Below are 18,973 nucleotides of genomic sequence, written 5' to 3'. Positions count from 1 at the left end.
GTTTGGATGCTCAGAAGCCCACTTCAACATAATCCCTATACTGATTCACACCAACCATCAGCTCTCTGACATATTCGTTATGTTTACTCTCTTCATCATTGCAAAGTTATATTGAATTATATGACTTCATTTTCACATGACCACTGAGATATTGTCAAATATTAGATGGCTGATTTGTGCAGGCTCGGAGTACAACAAAGGGATATGTCTTGTGGTTCACCGACACTTTCAAATTCCGAGTCTTGTTTCGTATAAAAAATTTCCCACGCATTGCCATCAGGGTCATATACCCAGACTTTATCCTGAACTGCATAACAGCAAGTTGTGTCCATCTCATCAGTTAAAAGGAGTCCAACTTGGCGGAGGCGATCACCAATTGCTAGTACTTCTTCAGTGCCATTCACTTGGAATCCAAGATGATTAAGCACTCCCTTTTTCTCAAATGGTCGAACATTTAATGAAAAATGAAGAGCTGGGTCAGTTAGTTCAAACTTGGCATAATTATCTTTTAGTTTGGTAGGCTCTTCTCCGAAAAAGGCTTTATAAAAATCGAGTGATTTTTGGAGGTTGCTGCAGTTTACCGCTACGTGCATTCGTTTTATCATATCATTTACCTTCTTTCACAAACCGCTCAATACGGTTTTTAATCGAATCCCTGACCTCACGAAACTCAGCAATAATTTCTGTCTCTGTCCCAGTTGCTTTTGCTGGATCATCAAAACCCCAGTGCCAACGCTCTGCTTTATCGTTACGTACCACAGGACAGTTATCGTTTGCATGACCGCATAGAGTAATGATGTAATCAGCTTGCTGCAGAATCTCTGGATCGATTACATCCGAGGTGTGCTCAGAAATGTCGACGCCAGCCTCTTTCATTACAATCACGGCACGTGGATTAAGTCCATGCGCTTCTAATCCAGCACTTTTGACCTCATATTTATCACTACCTAATGCTCTTAGAAATCCATCCGCCATTTGGCTTCTGCAAGAGTTACCTGTACAAAGAAAATACACGAGCTTTTTATCCATATTCCTTAATCTCTCCTTCTTCATCTAAAAGTTTATATACCAGTGTGGCAGTTGTAGATCCAAGGATCGTCGCCACTAAATATAACCATAAATGTTGCGTTGCACCTGAAACGATTGCTGGACCAAATGAGCGTGCTGGGTTCATGGAAGCGCCGCTTATAGGGCCTGCAAACATGGCCATAAGCCCAACAGTACCCCCAACTGCGATTCCCGCAAAATTTTTAATGGCTTTACCATGGACGGCAGATCCCAAAATGACTAACATGAGGACAAACGTTAAAATAAATTCAAGAACAAATGATTGCCCTACCGATGAAATTGGAATAGTTGCCCCTAGATCTGCCATATTCCCAAATAGTACATATAGCGTGCAGCTCGCGGCAGTCGCTGCAACAAACTGTATAACGATATAGTAAAGGCTTTCTCTTGAAGTCATGTCTCCTCGTACCAAAAAGCCGATGGTAACTGCGGGATTGAAATGTGCACCGGAAATATGTCCAAAAGTATAGATGAGAGCCATAACTACGAGCCCGAATGTGAGAGCAACTCCAACATGCGTAATACTTTTGGTCATTTCGTCAATGATCATCGCGCCTGGACCAGCAAAGACCAAGAAATAAGTACCAATAAATTCAGCAATTAACCTCTTCTTCATTGTTTCTCCCTAGTATTAATCAAGAAAATTTGATTTAAAGCTCAAAAAAAATTCAGCAACAATCGCTGCTGTCATTGCGAGCAGGTTTAAAAACACAGCACAATTGCTCAGAAAGGATTCGACTTACTTCAGTTTGATTTATTTCGTAGTAACTCCAAGTACCACGTGTTTCCTTTGTAATCATTCCCGCATCCAACAGAATTTTCAAATGATAAGATAGTTTAGATTGAGGCATATCTACAATGTCAGTAAGATCACACACACAGGTGTTACCGCGCTGAGTAAGTTCATACATGATTTGTAATCGCTTCTCATCAGCAAGTGCTTTGAATTTCGATTCATACTCTTTAAAGGATACACTTGGCTCATTTACGGATGTTATCGGTATTTCTTTGATCATTGTCTCACCTTCCTCCAAACCAATTAATCAATTTTTTTTGATTTATCTTAGTGATATCAATTTACCATCTATTTCATAAGAGGTCAACCATTAAATCAAGAAAATTATTTTTTTTCGAAATTATTCATTTTCATTCCAATCTTGAAAAAAATACATAACGATGTCTTGCTATTTTTACATAGTCTTGATAAATGCTTCCATTTATTACAATTCGTTTACATAACTTGTACTACGTTTTTATATTGGTTTGTTATCCTTTAAAAGATAACGAGACTATCACGAAATATAAGGAGACTAACCAATATGAAAAAACGTCATATGCTGATTGCAACGACAATGATCGCGGGGATGATTTTACCAACGCTGCACCTGAACGCTGCTGAGGCTGATTATGTACCGTTACGTGAACAATTAGAGAAAATCGGATCGAAGATTATTTGGGATATGAAAGATCGAACAGTCACATTCAAACTGAAGAACGGCATTGCAGGAATTGTAACTATCGATGATGCGAAGTACCGCTTAGCTGGGAAAGAGGCTAAATTGTCCACGCCAGTGAAGTTAGTTGATGAAAAAACGGTTATTCCAGCATCGTTGCTACAAAGTATTCTTGCAGAAAATGCTAAATACCAGGATTCAAAAGATGTAATTCCTACTTTCTCTGTGAAAGCACAGGGAGAAACAGAAGCGGTTGACTCGGGGGAAGATGCAGCCGACGATCCATCGATTTGGGTAGATCCGAAGGATCCAGCTAAGAGTAAGTTGGTGGCTACGAATAAAGCAGGAGGCTTGCTTGTGTATGACTTGAACGGCAAGCAATTGCAATCCTACAAAGTTGGTAAAATGAACAATATCGACCTGCGTTATGACTTCCCGTTAGGTGACAAAAAGGTTGACATCGTCGCTGCGTCCAACCGTACAACGAATACGATTGACGTATTTGTAATCTCTGGAGAAACCGGTGAGTTGACGAATATCGTTGCCGAACCGATTAAATCGAGCATGAGCGAGGTTTACGGATTCAGCTTATACCACAGCTTGAAAACAGGTAAATTTTACGCACTTGTGCTCGGAAAAAAAGGTGAATTTGAACAATATGAGTTGTCGGATAATGGGCATGGCAAAATTGCCGGCAAACTCGTTCGTGAACTTCATCTCGCTACGCAATCGGAAGGACTTGTAGCCGATGATGAATACGGTACGATGTATATCGCAGAAGAAGACTTCGCGATTTGGAAATACAGCGCTGAGCCTGATGGCGCCAAAGAACCGCTAGCGACTGTAGATATTGCCGATGGACGCCGCTTACAAGACGATATAGAGGGTCTGACACTCTATTACGGTAAGGATGGCGCGGGTTATCTCATCGCTTCAAGTCAAGGTAGTAACAGCTATGCCATTTATAAGCGTGAAGGCAATAATCCGTTCGTGACGACTTTCAACATTGCCGATGGCAATACAATCGACGGAACAAGCGAGACAGATGGTATTGATGTAATGAGTTTCGGGCTCGGAGCTAACTATCCTAGCGGAATCTTCGTTTCACAGGATGACGCTAACCTAGAGAACGGCAAGAAGATCAATCAGAATTTCAAGATTGTTGGTTGGGAGCAGATCGCAGGCGGCGCTTCTCCAAAGTTGGACATTCAGAACAACATCAATCCCCGCCAATTGGTTAATCGAAATACGAAATAAGTGATTGCTATCTACATTGAACCTATAAAAACCTCCAATCCTATGTAAAAGGGTTGGAGGTTTTTATTATCGTTGAGTTATTATTCTTGGAAACGGTTCGCAAGATTATTCTTTTTCTCAAAATCAGGAATAATCCGCGAGGAAATAAAAGCGACAATCGGTACAGTAAGAACAACCCCAAAACATCCGGTTATCCCCTGAATCGCTTCAATCGTTATCATATTCATGTTAATTAATTGATTACTGGATACCTGAGAAACATAAATGATCATTAGCGAAGCAAGTGAAGTTCCTGTAAAGGCAAGGATCAGGGTATTGGCCATGGTACCCATCATATCGCGTCCAACATTAAGGCCAGAGAAAAACAGTTCCTTCTTGCTAAGATTAGGATTTGTTAAATAAACTTCATAAACGGATGAAGAAATAGCAATACCTACGTCAATTATGGCGCCAAGCGAAGAAAGTAAAATACCAGCGAACAGCAGCCCTTTTAGCTGCATGCCGGTTTGATCAGCAACAACGATTAAAATTTCGACTTCTGGTGTACTATACCCTGAAATATGGGCTAAATTACCGGATATATATGCAATCAATCCCGTAATAATCATCCCAACAGTCGTTCCTATTATGGCTGCGACGGATTTTGAGCTCCAACCGTTCAATAATAACAAGGTAACACAGGTTGTCAGGACAACCATCAGTACAGAAGCAAGTATTGGAGAATATCCCCTATATAACATAGGTATAAACAAATAGATAATACAAGCAAAAGTAAAAACGATACCTACTACTGACATCAAGCCTCTTTTTCCACCAAGCCACCACAAAGTAGCAAAAAAGAGCAAAATCAAAGAGAATAAGAGCGGAGCTCGATAATAGCTGTACACACTGACCAAGTAGTTTTGAGCATCCGCAGTATCGACGCTAACGATAAGCGTTTGCCCTGCTTTTGCAATAACGTTCAAATATATGCTCACGTTGTTGGTAATGGTATGAACGGTACCTTTATGCTCCCCGGAAAGAATTTTCACCTCGAGTTCCTGAGACCCCGAATACAAATCTCCTCTTGTTGAATCCTTTTCCAACTCCTCGCTAATGACTTTCAATACCTTTGCTTTTTCATATTTTGTATAGGAGGTATCACCATGCTTATTATACTTATCTTCGGGACTGAGACTAAAGAAGTACATAAATAGACTGATGATCAACAAAAACAGTACGAAAAGAACAACTCTTACTTTCTTAGATTTATGCATGTGAAACCTCCAAATTAGTAGATCTGTCATAGTCAGCCGATTCGGCAAAATGTTTGTTTTCAGAGGCTTTCCTTCACTAGATACTACTCACCCGTTTCAACAGCCAAATAGCTCCTAAAATAAGCGCTACACTTGAACTGGCAACAACGATACGTCTTGCATATTTATAACGGTGCATGACATAGAGTAGCGGCACAAGCAACCCGACAATTATGATCTGAACCGTTTCAATTCCCAGGTTAAAGCTGATCAAATCAACTGCTAACTCACTTCTCGGAATATTCATTTCCTTCAATATGTCGGCAAACCCCATGCCATGAATAAGGCCGAACAAAAAGGTCAGCACCCAGCGATGGCTAACCGAGGGACGCCTAATATTGTCAAATGCGACATAACAAATGCTAAGCGCGATAGCAGGCTCAACAATCATAGGAGGTACATTAATTATTCCGAGAACCGTTAAAGTTAGGGTGCAGCTATGAGCAATCGTAAAAGCTGTAATCATAGTCGCATACTGTTTAAGTGTTTGGCGTGCAATCAGCAGTGAAAACAAGAAGAGCAAGTGGTCATAACCACCCCATATATGGCTCATGCCAAGTTTCAAAAAAGAAAACCAGCCGTCTATCACATTTGTATGCTCCGATTCAAAATCCTTCTCCGTTACTGTCATATTCCATGTACGGAAATTACCGGATAGCGCTTCTGTGCTTTTCTGATCACCATGTTGAATGGTTAACAGGTTGACGTAATTCGTTTTCGCATCATTCGTATATAGATTATCAATAAAGGTTATTGTCATTGAAGGCGACACCGGAGGATAAATGGCTTTCAATACGAGCTTTGTTACGTCTCCTTGCTGTTCAAGCCCTAAGCTCTCTACTTGAGTCCAAGCCTTCGGTTCCCCGTTAATATTAAGGGTTAGATTCTCCTTTAATTTAACTTCCATCTTCTCTTTCACCGCGTCGAACTCTTCTTGATCCAGCTTGTTATCCGAATTGGCGTCACCGTTCAATAGCTCTATGACAGATAATTCGTCCAGCGAGTAGATCATCTCTGTTTGTGATTGGGTTAGTTTCAGCGTCGTATACCCAGCACTATAAGCATGGGCATACGCTGCTTGCTTGAAAGGAAAAACAAGTGCAGCCACTAACGCCAATGAACACAGTATCGAACGCAAAACAGAAGCATTCCTCATGATCATATTTATTCCCCCTAGAATTTTCATAATAAAGACAAAAACCCTCCCCTATCTGCAATTAGAGGAGGATTCTGTCATTCCGTTTCTGCTTATTTGTTTAGAAGTCTCTCAATCACAACAGCTGCTTGAGCACGTGTAGAGGAGTCATTTGGTTCAAAGTTATCATTGTAACCAACAACGATGTCTTGACTTGCGGCCAATGCAACGCCAGCTGCAAGAGATGAATGTATCGAAGCACTATCTTTAAATTTACTTAATATTGCATTCATATCTGTTTCATTCTTATAGCCTTTGACAGCCACGAGCGCATTTGAAGCAATTGTTGCCATTTCCGCTCTGCTAATTGTTTCATTTGGTGCAAATTGTTCAACCGAACGGCCATGGATGATTCCTGCCTTTGCAGCGGAAGCAACTACGGACTTAAACCAATCTTTGTCGTTTACATCACTGAAGGATTCGGTAGCGGAGTCATCTTCCAGATGAAAAGCTTTTACAATCATCGCAGCAAATTCGGCGCGTGTCACTTCAGCATTAGGCACAAATTGTCCTTCACTGCGGCCCTGAACGATTCCTTGGGCAGCTGCGATTCCAATCGATTTACCTGCCCATGCTTGAACGTCAGCGATATCAGTAAAATCCACTTTGTTCTCAAAGATGGCATACGTGGAAAACGATTTACGTTCGCCTTCAGCGTAATTGCCTTCCGCATCATAACGACCACCATAAAATTCTAATTTACCGTCGATTATTTTGGCTAGAGAGAATAAATCGGAATTCAATCCTTGCACCGTAATCGGTAATTTAACTAGTACAGGTTTCGTAAATGTCGCATTTGTGCCTGAACTATTCAGAAACTCAAAATTGTAAGTATCTGATGCTATTTTCAAGTTTGTAACTAAGCTTGCTGTTGGTTGTTTTTTAATAGTTAGTGTCATATTCCCGATAAATTGATCTACTTCAACAGCTAATGAAACGCCATTTACTTTAATCGAGATCGCATCAATTCCGGCTTCTTTGGCTTGTGTCACTAGATCGGCAATAATTGGAATCTCTGCATTATTCACATTTTGTGCCCCAAGATCAAGTGTTGCGGTCACGTTAGCTTTCGCATTTGGATCGAATGCTTTTAATTTATCATTCATTATTGCTGCATTATTTTTAATTGTTTTAAACAAATCAGGAAATGCATTGGCGTCCAATACAACCTTAGCAGTCTCGCCTTCAACTTTCACCGAACCAGAAATATTTAATGTTGATTGCTGTTCAATAGCCTTCTCAACTACATCAATTGCCTGTTTAAGCGCCGTTTGTGCATTGCCCCCATTGTTTTTGTTTGCTAATAGCTCATCCAGCTTTTGGCCAGCATTTTGAGTAATTAAAGCTAGCATTTGCGGGTCAATTGTCGTTGCAGGGACAGCTGATGGTACGGATGTAGAAGAACCTGACGGAAAGCTAGGTGAAGTGTTAGACGGGTTTCCCGCACTTTCCCTTTTTACATTTAGAACAAGACCAGGAGTTATACTTTCCTTTGTCGCCCCACCATTTTCGGTACTTGTTGTTACATTGGTTTCTTTCATCGTTATTTTTGCAGGATCATTTCCGCTATAAGTAAATATCACATTGCAGATGGTTACTTTGCCATTATAAATATTTTTGTTATCAAAGAAGCCGAAATAATTAACGCCATCCTTTTCTTTGAACACTTTGTTAGTACTTGTAACGGTACTTGTGTACTCTACTGATTTAATGTTTATATTACCTTCTAGGCCTAAACCAAATTCTGCGCCGCTAAACATGGCATTGTTCGTAACAATGATGCCCACTGAAAACTCGTTTGCATTTGTACCAACAGTAACACTTTGCTGTGAAAATTCTACATTTTGCAGGTTTATAGGAGTAGCGGCAAATGCAGTTATTTGCAAGGATAGTATGCATATAAGAACGAAGATCGTCATTAATTTCATTTTCATGCTCTATGGTGCACCTCTATGTTTGAGATTCAGGAAAAGGCTCTAGAGCCTTTTCCTGTTGAAGGTAACTCCGTTCATAATCAGGATATCAATTGTTAGTCAAGAATCTGTTTTAAAATTAAAGTGAAGTCGGTTATATCTACAACATTATCTGCAACGACATCTGCAAACTTAGCAATATTCCAGTTTGCATCTGTTGACGTAGCTCTGTAATATTCTAATGCTTTTGACAAATCGGCAGGTGTTAATAGACCGTCATTATTAAAATCGTAATAACTGATAACGGAGCCTGTCTTCCCAGTAATCGTAGATTTAGTGTCCTTATTTAACCCAGTGGAAGAAGTAAATGAGCTAAGAAGATTTAAATCTGCTGACGCCACTTTCTGTGGTCCTGGAACAAGCTCAAAGGTAAGTTTAACAACATCTGTGGTTGCAATTGTTGAGATCGCTGTTGTTAAGCCGGCCACAACCCTAACTGAATTCCCTTCTACTTTGCTGTCAATTACTCCAGCGTTAGGAGATACTAACTCAGCTTTCTTAAATTTGATTCTTGTGCTGTCAAAGCCGAAAGTGGCATCTACGGTGTTTACATTATTACCATTAGTAAGTGCATAGTAATATTCAAAGGTAGATGGATGAACATCTTGCGTTTGTTTAGAATATACTTTTGCTTCCGTATCTTTAACCAACCCATAGGAATCAACTTCTTCCATTGTATCGGTTCTAAACGTTTTGACCGTAACGCTGGTTGGAGTTACGTCAATCGTAGAGAAGGTCGGAACACGAAGCTGGCTTCTAACTGCTGAATATACTTCCGGAGTTGTCTGTAAGGAATAATACTTACTACCGCTTGATGAGTTGGCTGTGATGTAAGTAGAGCCTGTAGGGTTAACATCTCTTCCTTGACTATCAACAAGTTGGTTTTTTTGCGGTTTGTCGCCTTTCATTACAAACGTTCTAACATACGAGTGATCATGCCCCATGAAGATCATGTCGATATTCAACTCGTCAAATGTTGGGAAAAGGCCTGCTCTTAAATTAGTAATATCAGACTGTATCGAGTGAGTTCCCGCTCCATAAATATCATGGTGGAAAGTGACGAACTTCCATTTAGCATTTGGAACTGCAGCAACTGTTTCTTTCATAAACTGTACGTGTGCCGCTGCGCTGCTATTGTTTGTATTCAATACCATAAACAATGAATCGCCTTTGGTGTAATAATAGTCTCCTGGGCTAACCGTCGTAGCACCTAGAGTAGACTGATTCGGCTGATTAAAATGATAAGCATAATTCGCACTGCCATCGTGGTTCCCAACAACTGTTGCTACAGGCAAGTTTCTAAGCAAGCTAGGACTTAGAAAGGCATCATACTGAGCTTCACTGTTATTCGTTTCCACCTGATCGCCAGCAGACATAATAAAACTTAATTTAGGGAACTTAGCAACTGCTTTGTTCAACGTGTTAGTCCAACCGTATGTATCGTTGGTTACACTACCAGATGAACCGATTTGCGGATCCCCTACGAACATGACGCTATAGTTGTATGGATCTTGCGTTGAATAGTAGTAAACCGGACTCCAGTTGGTGCCGTCTCCTACTCGGTACGCATAGTCTTGATTAGGTGCAAGAGTTGTAATCGTTGCTTTGTTAGAATAATAAACATTCGATGAAACCGTCGCTGCTTCGGAAGACGTTCCTGTAAAGGTAACTGATGCGGAAGAGCCAGGGAATACACCGCCTACAACGTAGGCTTTATAAGTGACTTGGACTTGGGTAGCAACAGGATTAACGTTCGTATAATACGTTACATTCAACTCGGATTCATTCTTCCCCGGGTTGAGCAATATGTCTGAAATAGCGTAAGTACTCGCATCTGCACTTGCGACTGTGTTCAGCTTTAACTTACCTGCAAATCCAGAAGGTAGCAGAGAAATGACTAGTAGAATAGCTAAGACTAGTACAGTAATTGTGGTAAAGCGTCTTTTTGGACTAAATAAGATAAACAACATGGACCACTCCTCAAAGATGTTAGCACCCCCCCACCGCGCGGTTAATATAAGAAGGTACTAACCAAGCTTAATCTAGAATTGTAAAAAAAATTGGATCTTCCCATGTTATAATTGTAAACAAAAAAAGTACAGTTCATGGTAACACCTAGTAATTCTTGCGTTTAGTGCAGCTACGCTAGATAGACGCCAATTAAACCAAAAATTCCGAGCAATGAGAGTACTATTAAAATTGCAGAAATCGCCCAATTTAGTCTGCGGATATAATGGATGAGCGGATACAGAATCAGGACAATCACAACTAAACTGACAACAATACCCACATTATAAGCAATTAATGCGGGTGCAACGTGTCCTCCTTTGTTGCTCATTCCACTACATATTTCAGCAAACCCAAATCCATGAATCAAGCTAAAGCAGGAAACTAACCATATATTTTGTTCTTTGTTCTTGTTTAACAGATTGTTCAATGCGATATATAGGATACTAAGAGCAATGCCAGATTCTACAAACTTGTGTGGAAGCGTCAGGATATGCAGGCTGACTATAATCAAAGTCAGCGAATGAGCAACGGCAAAAGAACCTATATACATTAGGAGCTGTTTCTTAGATCTTGCACCTATTAGAAGAGCCAATAGAAACAAAATATGATTAAAACCAAACGAAAAACTCTCTAAACCAAGCTGAAAATATGTGCTGATTGCATGCCCAAAGCTCATTTGACCTACTTGAAACTCGCGGAGATCATTAACTAATACGGCATTCTGCTTAAGCTTACCCAGCTCTAACGTTACATAATTGACATGCCATTCATCCATATTAAAAACCAAGTCATAGTCCAATACAAAATGCTGAGGATTATTTCTCACTGGATACTCCAAAATCGCTTCTGCAAACGGCTGATTATCCTTTTCTACATAGTTAAGCTGTGTCAGCTTTCCATCAAGCTGCAAATTATCCCCATACAATTTGATTTGGGAGAGCAAAAAAGCTTCTACTTCATCACGGGAATTACTAACGAATCGATTTAACTCTTCAGGCGTTGTGAATTGTCTGTCCGGATCATCTTGTGTTGCGCCTGCACGCATATCGTACATATCAAGCTGCAATTTGTATGTAATGACGCCATCCTTTATTGAAATATCCGAATAGGCTAGGCTGTCACCATCATGAGCAAATGTAACAGGAACACATAAAGCGAATAGTACTAACGTTACTGCCAAAAAAACAAACCACTTTTTAACCATCTTCTTACCCTCCTGATCTGCTGCATTACAAACCTCTGCTAACGTCTGTTTACCAATATAAGCTCATTATGTTAGAGGAGAGTCGTAATCATATATATTTATTGTGAAGGAGAATATTTGGATGAACGCGGCAGCAGACGATTTGAATATGCAGAAGCTCGTAGCAGAGACCAAATATTAATTTATTGATTTATTGAATAATTGCGTTTATGATACATCTAAACGATTGACTAATTTTAGGAAAAATAATAATAGTACATATTTAATTACTACATAATGAAGGAGAGTATGCATGAACATTTCGATAAATCTAAACCACGAACGCACACCTGGAAAGTTAGAGATCCCAACTACCAATAAACCGAGTGATCATCATAAAACAACTGACAAACATAAGCGAGATCATAATAATGACAATATAACGATAAGTCCACAAGCTCAGAATTTGTTCAGTAAAAATGGTTGGAAGAAATCGATACTTGAAAGTTTAATGGAACATAAACAAAATATTATGGATCGACGAAATGACTACCTATCAAGCGGCTTAGAAGGTGGAGCTAGTCCGGAAGAAATGAAAATAGGACTTGAACAGATTGATAAACAAATTCAAGATATAGATAAGCAAATACAACAATTGCAGCAAGATGAGCTCCTCAAAGCAACTGGTTTAGGTGATAAAAACCTCAAAGAACATAATGCCAACGTAGACAAAAGCGTCAAGAATATCGATTCATCAAACTCCCAATATACTTCTACTATGCAACTTACATCGGACACGATGAAGACATTAATATCTTCAACCAGCGAAGTTAAACAAGTCAAAAGCGTTAAAATGGCTCAATTGACGCTTGAAAGTGAATCTTTAAATTGGGCAAGCGACCCCGCTCGCTCCGAAAGGTTAAAAAGAAAAGCACTTGATTTAGACGGCAAAATGATTGATACATCCCAGAAAGTAGTTAGAAATTTGGAGCATACGATTAAACATAGTAACGAAGACATTCAACAGCAATTACCAGTAAACGAAGACAGCAACATTGCTCAACCAATTGCTGCTAATGGTGTTGAATTAACTACGGAGGACGATATCAAGAAATACGTTTAGTATCACGCACATTAAATTTGCTAAGAACCAACTATGATGAAAAAACCGTTCATCTTGTCTTGGCTGCCCATTACTTTATGAAACAGAAAAGGAGCGCTGCAGTGAAGCAGGCTCCTCAACTATCATTTCTCGTTAACTAAACAGCAAATGAATGACAACTCGTTATTTCTCCCAAAGCTCAATCAAACGACCTTCAGGATCCTCAATCCAAATAAACTTTCCATAATCACTACTCTCTTTATTCTTTGCAAGTGGTACACCAATTTGCTCAAGATGTTTAATTGTCTCGTCAAGATTATCTACTTGAAAATTTAACATCACTTGTTGATCTGTTGGAAAATAACTGTCATTCTCGGTAAAAAAAGAAAAAATAGTTTCATTTCCCGAATGAGGTTTTATCACAGTCCCATTCCAATTTTCTATTTCAAGCTTCAACACTTCGCTGTACCATTTTTTTATAGCTTCAAGATTCTTCGTTCTCCAAAAAATTCCTCCGAAACCTAGGATCATTGTATCTAACTCCTGTCTGACCTCATTTTTTTTACTATCCAGATAACAGTATCCTCTTCACACTTAACACTTAAGCATGTCGAATAAATGAACTTTAACTTTATCCACTTCTTCAGGAGTCCGATGAACGTTTACACATTCATTCACATCAAATTTATTGCCATCTAGATCATAAAACACAAAATTAATGCCACAACTCCCACGATCCTCTAGCCCGTCAATTTGTACGTCTGTTGTTTTTAAATGGTCATACAGCACTTCGATCTGCCTCACTTCAAAGGTCATCCTGAACATTTCATATCCGGCTTTATTCGGAAATTGATTATTAATTGGACATTCAGTCTCTACCAAATGCAGCCATTGTCCGTCTGACAACTTTAAGATGACTTGAGCCTCCGCTTCATTATACGGAACTGCATACGCTAGCCCGAAATTCTGCTGCCACCATTTCGCTGACTTTAGAGGGTTTCTAACGGGGACGTAAATTGAACACACGGCTTTCAACGCATTTCTTAGAATTCCCGACATCCCGCTCATCTCCTCATTGTTAATGTGTCTCCATTCAAGAAACGTTGAAAGAAGCAAAAACCAAACAGTCCAAAAATATTTATTTAGAGATGACGTTGAATAGATTACCGTCAGGATCTCTGAACGTAAAGTGCATCTGCCCGTTTAATGTTTTAAGCTGTGCCAGAAGTATACCCTCTTGCGCTAGTCCGATGTAAGCGCGATATATAGCTTTTGGATCGCGTCTTTGGAAAGCGTCAACTAACGCATCAAAATCAACATCAGTTTCCTTCCTTAGTTGAACGACTCTTTTCTTCTTAGCATCATTTGACTCTTGAGCTAACTTTTTCAGCTTAACTCTGGCCCGTCCTAAGGAAACTTGTACTGTTGCTTCTTTCATCTTTACGAACACTGCGGTCTCTTTTGCCGTAAAATTAAATACATCCATTAAGAGCAATATGACGCACATCAACGGTGAAAGTCGTTCCGCTAACTGCTCTAATAGCTCTCGACTAGTTAACAACGAATCAGGCGCCACTGTTTCATGATTTTGTTCGAACGGTATCGTTTGGATTTTGAGTGCTCGTTGACTATCAATCCATGTATTCTTCGCTATACGGTACATATAGGCTTTCGTAATTGGTCTTTCCGGGTTCTTTCGAACTGCCTCAATCACTTTTACAATAGCATCTTGCGTTAAATCCTCCGCGTCCCATCGATTTCCAGTTATTCTTAAACTGTACTTAGTCAATATTTCTTTCCAGTCTATTCTTATGAATTCGATCACGGATTCCTGTTCCCCTTTTATCTGATTCTTAAAACAGATATCCCTCAGTTATAAACCATTTCATTACACTTATGCCCAGTTCCTTCTTTTGAAATAATTATTCATTGGGAGGATCCATTATCTAAGAATTACCTATCGCCAATGGTATCAAATAAATTTTTATGTAAACCCTAGTTGGTGATGTATGGTTCATTTAAATGATGAAAAAAAGCAGACCAGTTTCTGTTGGCCTGCCCTTTCTGTCTAACATCATTCCGCTTTATTCAAGAAACGATTTACTTCTCTAGCAAATTCGTGTGGATATTGAAACAGGAAGCCATGATTTGCATCTGGATAGATGATCAACTCAGCGTTAGGGAGATGACCCGCCAGCAAATAGGAGTTCACGGTCGGAACCATAATGTCGTTGTTGCCATTAGCAACGAGAGTCGGTTGTGTGATTCCCATAAGGCGTGCTAACTTGCCCATATTAGGAATACCCCAGCGAATAATAGCCTCATCCTGAGCATCACGCGTTGCCAATGATGGCGTCTCATCTCGATCTTCTGACCGAGTAAAGATACGTCCCACGAATTCTTGCCCTTTGGCTTGACTGTTCTGCGTTTGAGTAAAGAAGAGGTAGTAGATGTCTTCAGCGCCTTGCACATCTTTCATTGCATGACTGCGAATGTCATCCTTCCAACCATGCATGTCTCTACCGCCTTCTGGGCCAGTTCCGGCTAGAATCAAACGGCGGACAAGATGAGGACGTAGAAGTGCAACTTCTTGCGCGATAAAACCTCCCAATGAGAAGCCGAACAGGTCAATTGTTGTCAATCCAAGAGCATCAATAAAGCCTAATCCGCCGCGGGCCATTTCGGTTATCGTTCGCGGCGCCGTTCCTGTAGAACGTCCTACCCCGCTGTTATCAAAGAGAATGACTTCACGCTCTGCGGCAATGTCATCGACTAGCGCCGGGTCCCAGTTGTCAATATTGCCACGAAAATGCTGCAGGAACACGACAGGAGTCGTGCCAACTTTGCCAAAACGGCGATACGCATAGGTAGTTTGGTTATTAGATGTAACCGTTAATGTTGGAGCTGTATATTGGGACATGGATGTAGTCTCCTTTATTTTGAATTCGATTATAGGCAATGCCAAAAATTAAGCGAGTTAAGCGATCGTAATATCGTGGATATCGATGATAATCGGAATAAAACTGCGGTCTACAGTACCGTCTGGATTACGCGGGTAAACAAGGCGTCGGGTTGGAAATACCATTCCGTCGAAGGTTTTGTATGCCTCCATGTAGTGAGCGATAACGGCTTCACCGTTTACGTCCACTGTGTAGTCCATACGTTTAAGCTTACCTTCGCTGTCATAATAAAAAGTCTGTTCTGCCGTATGTGTGGCGATGGATTTAGGGAAAGTTACATGCAGTCTGCGCCATGTTTGACCCTCTTCCTCCCAAGGCTCGATCTCACGTGTCTCTACTCCTGGGAAAGTGAACAAGTATGGTGTAGTAAGGTAATTCCACATCGCATAGCTAAGGAAATAGCCCACTTGTAATTTGTCCCAAGGCGTGAACATGTCGTAGCCTGCGAATGAAGCACGTGGATTCGTACGGCTTTCTACAGTCTGACCGTCGGTGTATTGCAAGGTAACTCGATCTGCTTCACCGTCAAAGATTATTTGCTGGTCGGACTCGCCCCATGGTGTAAAGATAGTGTGCTGACGTTGGATGTCGATTTGCAAAGTCTCTTCCAGGAAAGCGTCTTTGTAGCCTTTGAGTTCCCAGAATGGGCCGCTTGCAGCCAGCTTTGTCGTAAGTGTTTGAATATTCGACCACCTTTTAAGTCCACCTGATGCCTCGAGCACTAGTTCCAGCAAGTCATTTTTATGTTGAATGTTGTTAGGTTGATTCGTCATGATTAATTTCTCCCTTATATAAAAACAGTGTTTTATTTGAGAATGATCATTCTCAAATTATCAAAAAAAAATTATTGCTTCTTTATCATGGACATTGTCGTTTCAATAATTTTATATAGTTTCTCTTTGTCATCTGTAGTCTTCGACATTACTAATAGCCCGGTATACGCATTGTTAAAATAAAAGGACAACATTTCAGCATCTAGTGATTTATCCAATTCACCGCTCTGCTGACCCGCTTCAATTAACTCACGCATCAATTGCTCTGAGCTTGTGAAGTTCTGTGTAACCCATAATTTTGACTCAGGATCATGAGTTGCCATCTCTACGGCCGTATTTACCATTAAGCAGCCTTTAGGAAGTTCATTTTTATCCTGATTAACAGCCATTTCTAATAATAAACGAATGCCTTCTTCGGCTGAAGATGCGCCATTGACTAGGTTTCTAACGGATTGCTCTATCATTTCATTGTAGCGTTTTAACGCTTTGATATATAAGGAATGTTTATCACCATAGGTGTCATACATGCTTCTTTTGTGAACGCCCATTTGTGTGACAAGGTCCATCATGGATGTTTTCTCATAACCCTGCTCCCAAAATAACCGCATGGCTTTAAGCAAAACAGCATCTTCATCAAACTCTTTGCTTCTGGCCATTCCAACGCCTCCTCCTTCTGAAGAGTATCTTAGCATATTGAGAACGATCGGTAAAGAATTATTTTGCACCGATCGTTCTCAATATAATTCTACTCATCCTAAGGTTCTCCGTTCTATCATTCTCTAGTCTGTCATCAGATGTTTAGTTTTTACCAGCAAGCAATGGAGGACCAATGATCCATGTGTCATAGCTTTCAGATAATTCCTGCCAACCTTCAGGCGGCGTAAGCCCAATTTTGGTGAAGAACTCATCTATCCCACCAGGTGCAAAGGTAAATAAGATGCGTGCCGTTTCTGATCCAATGTTTGCCCATGTGTGAGGAAGTCCGCGAGGAACCACAACACTAGTTCCTGGAGTGACATCGAACTCTTCGTCGCCGCAATGAAAGCGGAATATGCCTTCTAGTACTTCAAAAATCTCTTCCCGATCTTTATGAAAATGCTTAGGTGGTCCGCTTAAGGATGGTACTCGTGCTTCCATGATTGTCACGGCGCCGCCAACTTGGCTGCTATGAATTCGTATAGCCATTTGCTCCCCTGGCATAGTAGTAAACCATTCTAAATCTTTACCATGCATGATTGCCGCTTGCTTTGTTTCGTTGTTCGGATTCATAAAAATAAGCTCCCTCATATTGCTGAATTTAAGTGAACCGAGGTTGTCCCGTTCGCTTGCCACACAATATAACTGGGTTTTCGAGCATCCGTCAAATGGGAGGAATTAACGCTAAATAAAAATTTAATCATTTTATTTCCAAAGTACATATAGTAGATTGTCATTCATTTTCGCTAGGTTATCACTTCATATTCCCCAATATTTACATCCTAAAATAGTTCTCTTTCTAAGGGAGATGGGCTCTAGTTATTCACACACACCGACTCTTTTGGCTCCACATATGTTGTGAGAGTATACCAATCGAATTGAAGGAGTGATAGCTATGCCCGGACTGCTACGCACAGTCAACGGAACGACCACCCTTTTTGCAACAGCAAGCATAAAATCCAAGCAAGAAGGCATCTTAAGTGCAAACATAGAATTAGTTTTAAACGCCAGTCGAGGTGTCTCTGACATCTTCCTAAACATCACGCAGAATGCAAGTAACTTAGTAACATTCAAAATACAATCTCTGAATCGTACAAGCAGCAGACTCACTGCATCCTTTGGTAAACAAGTGAATGGCGTCTCCAGTGCCAACATTATTCTCCATGATAAGAACGACAAAATCACTGCTAGAGGATTCATTAATAAGAAAGCAATCGTTCCCGTTAGACTTGAAAGCGGCTGTCAATGTGGGTGCTCTTGCACACGCACAAAAAAAATAAGATTCAAAGACGGTACAACTTTAAAGATTAGCATCGATAAATCGCTCCAATTTGCCCTTAAACGACTATTTACTAAACTTGAGCGTGTGATACAAAAGCTGACTCCAAAGAGAGGCAAAGGTGCGACTGCTGATCCCGAATGCAATGCAAGATGTTATCGTATTGCAAACGCTTGCCGGTCTGCATGCGGCATCTTCGCAGTCTTATGCACTCCGATATGTTTGAGTGCTCAGGCGGTTTGCCTCATTAGCTGTTTGCCGACATAGTGATATATTCTGGTCAACCCTTGATAGTTATTAGATACTATATACCATCGTTAACTTCAATAACATGAAATAGAAATGGCTCACCATTTAAGTAATTTTTCATTATAGCTTGTGCGTATGGTTGTTCTGCTATCAGTCCCTCGGTTTCCCTAGGATCGGGGGCATGGTGACAATAATTTTCAATCATTACCATCACCGCAAACCCTTCCAACTCTGTAAGCCAATTATCATCTAGTTTCCTTATGCTCTCGTAACCCTTAATGACTAACTCTCTTTGTGCGGGATAAAGCCCTAGAATTCTATGTGCTAGTGAATATTGCATCATTTATAGGCAGAGTATTCCTTTATTCATTTCTTACATAACAACAAAAGGCTCATATTGGTTTTATCCAACATGAGCCTTTGTTATGCCTTTGTTTTATAAACAATTTTCTTAATGCTGTCATGGGATAGACAGTAAG

The 18,973-nt window shown here is 40.3% G+C and carries 19 protein-coding genes and 1 other annotated feature (1 of these 20 cut by a window edge); of the genes, 2 read left to right on the top strand and 17 right to left on the bottom strand.

What is annotated here, in order from left to right; genetic code table 11:
- Window positions 1–108: a binding site (T-box leader), on the bottom strand; it reaches 149 nt to the left of the window's first position.
- Window positions 109–161: 53 nt separating this feature from the next.
- From HQN88_RS13355 to HQN88_RS13340, 4 genes are read right to left on the bottom strand one after another with little or no spacing between them, the layout of a single operon-like run.
- Window positions 162–602 (bottom strand): ArsI/CadI family heavy metal resistance metalloenzyme, encoded by a 441-nt coding sequence (locus tag HQN88_RS13355; protein ID WP_420794186.1) that lies wholly within the window; start codon window positions 600–602, stop codon window positions 162–164.
- 4 nt (window positions 603–606) lie between these two features.
- Complete coding sequence (arsC, locus tag HQN88_RS13350) at window positions 607–1,029, bottom strand: arsenate reductase (thioredoxin) (RefSeq protein WP_173112297.1); 423 nt, start codon at window positions 1,027–1,029, stop codon at window positions 607–609.
- On the bottom strand, window positions 1,022–1,684 hold the full coding sequence (locus HQN88_RS13345; RefSeq protein ID WP_173112294.1) for an MIP/aquaporin family protein: 663 nt from the start codon (window positions 1,682–1,684) through the stop codon (window positions 1,022–1,024). The genes arsC and HQN88_RS13345 overlap by 8 nt, the downstream gene beginning before the upstream one ends.
- 52 nt (window positions 1,685–1,736) lie before the next feature.
- Entirely contained in the window at window positions 1,737–2,084 is a 348-nt protein-coding gene (locus tag HQN88_RS13340) for an ArsR/SmtB family transcription factor (protein ID WP_173112291.1), read from the bottom strand.
- Window positions 2,085–2,387: 303 nt separating this feature from the next.
- On the opposite strand from HQN88_RS13340, the gene HQN88_RS13335 reads away from it, so the two are divergent.
- A complete protein-coding gene (locus HQN88_RS13335) occupies window positions 2,388–3,779 on the top strand; it encodes a phytase (protein WP_173112288.1) in 1,392 nt (463 codons plus the stop codon).
- An 80-nt stretch (window positions 3,780–3,859) separates the two neighbouring features.
- Here the strand turns inward: HQN88_RS13335 and HQN88_RS13330 are convergent, their stop codons facing one another.
- The 5 genes from HQN88_RS13330 to HQN88_RS13310 form a co-directional block, all read right to left on the bottom strand.
- Window positions 3,860–5,035, bottom strand: a complete 1,176-nt coding sequence (locus tag HQN88_RS13330) for a YibE/F family protein (RefSeq protein ID WP_173112285.1) — start codon at window positions 5,033–5,035, stop codon at window positions 3,860–3,862.
- A gap of 76 nt (window positions 5,036–5,111) precedes the next feature.
- On the bottom strand, window positions 5,112–6,236 hold the full coding sequence (locus HQN88_RS13325) for a HupE/UreJ family protein (protein WP_173112282.1): 1,125 nt from the start codon (window positions 6,234–6,236) through the stop codon (window positions 5,112–5,114).
- Window positions 6,237–6,322: 86 nt separating this feature from the next.
- Window positions 6,323–8,203: an S-layer homology domain-containing protein gene (locus HQN88_RS13320; protein WP_173112279.1), complete on the bottom strand. Its 1,881-nt coding sequence runs from the start codon at window positions 8,201–8,203 to the stop codon at window positions 6,323–6,325.
- Window positions 8,204–8,298: 95 nt separating this feature from the next.
- On the bottom strand, window positions 8,299–10,212 hold the full coding sequence (locus HQN88_RS13315) for a metallophosphoesterase (protein WP_173112276.1): 1,914 nt from the start codon (window positions 10,210–10,212) through the stop codon (window positions 8,299–8,301).
- Window positions 10,213–10,382: 170 nt separating this feature from the next.
- Window positions 10,383–11,456: a HupE/UreJ family protein gene (locus HQN88_RS13310; protein ID WP_173112273.1), complete on the bottom strand. Its 1,074-nt coding sequence runs from the start codon at window positions 11,454–11,456 to the stop codon at window positions 10,383–10,385.
- Window positions 11,457–11,748: 292 nt separating this feature from the next.
- Here HQN88_RS13310 and HQN88_RS13305 point away from each other — a divergent pair, with 292 nt between their 5' ends.
- Window positions 11,749–12,558, top strand: a complete 810-nt coding sequence (locus tag HQN88_RS13305; protein ID WP_173112270.1) for a hypothetical protein — start codon at window positions 11,749–11,751, stop codon at window positions 12,556–12,558.
- A 162-nt stretch (window positions 12,559–12,720) separates the two neighbouring features.
- Here the strand turns inward: HQN88_RS13305 and HQN88_RS13300 are convergent, their stop codons facing one another.
- The 8 genes from HQN88_RS13300 to HQN88_RS13265 form a co-directional block, all read right to left on the bottom strand.
- Complete coding sequence (locus HQN88_RS13300; RefSeq protein ID WP_173112267.1) at window positions 12,721–13,068, bottom strand: VOC family protein; 348 nt, start codon at window positions 13,066–13,068, stop codon at window positions 12,721–12,723.
- A gap of 63 nt (window positions 13,069–13,131) precedes the next feature.
- Entirely contained in the window at window positions 13,132–13,596 is a 465-nt protein-coding gene (locus HQN88_RS13295) for a VOC family protein (protein WP_173112263.1), read from the bottom strand.
- Window positions 13,597–13,675: 79 nt separating this feature from the next.
- Window positions 13,676–14,362, bottom strand: a complete 687-nt coding sequence (locus HQN88_RS13290; protein WP_274319552.1) for an RNA polymerase sigma factor — start codon at window positions 14,360–14,362, stop codon at window positions 13,676–13,678.
- A 249-nt stretch (window positions 14,363–14,611) separates the two neighbouring features.
- Window positions 14,612–15,457 carry an alpha/beta fold hydrolase gene (locus tag HQN88_RS13285; protein WP_173112262.1) on the bottom strand — a complete coding sequence of 282 codons (846 nt, stop codon included), beginning with the start codon at window positions 15,455–15,457 and terminating at the stop codon, window positions 14,612–14,614.
- Window positions 15,458–15,514: 57 nt separating this feature from the next.
- A complete protein-coding gene (locus HQN88_RS13280) occupies window positions 15,515–16,270 on the bottom strand; it encodes a hypothetical protein (protein WP_173112260.1) in 756 nt (251 codons plus the stop codon).
- 71 nt (window positions 16,271–16,341) lie between these two features.
- On the bottom strand, window positions 16,342–16,926 hold the full coding sequence (locus HQN88_RS13275) for a TetR/AcrR family transcriptional regulator (protein ID WP_173112257.1): 585 nt from the start codon (window positions 16,924–16,926) through the stop codon (window positions 16,342–16,344).
- Between the two features lie 142 nt (window positions 16,927–17,068).
- Window positions 17,069–17,539 (bottom strand): cupin domain-containing protein, encoded by a 471-nt coding sequence (locus HQN88_RS13270; RefSeq protein ID WP_173112255.1) that lies wholly within the window; start codon window positions 17,537–17,539, stop codon window positions 17,069–17,071.
- A 1,010-nt stretch (window positions 17,540–18,549) separates the two neighbouring features.
- Complete coding sequence (locus tag HQN88_RS13265; RefSeq protein ID WP_246320215.1) at window positions 18,550–18,837, bottom strand: hypothetical protein; 288 nt, start codon at window positions 18,835–18,837, stop codon at window positions 18,550–18,552.
- Window positions 18,838–18,973: the final 136 nt, after the last annotated feature.

This window comes from Paenibacillus qinlingensis (genome assembly GCF_013204845.1).
Taxonomy (GTDB): Bacteria; Bacillota; Bacilli; order Paenibacillales; family NBRC-103111; genus Paenibacillus_E; species Paenibacillus_E qinlingensis.
This window is presented reverse-complemented; position numbering and strand designations above follow the sequence as displayed.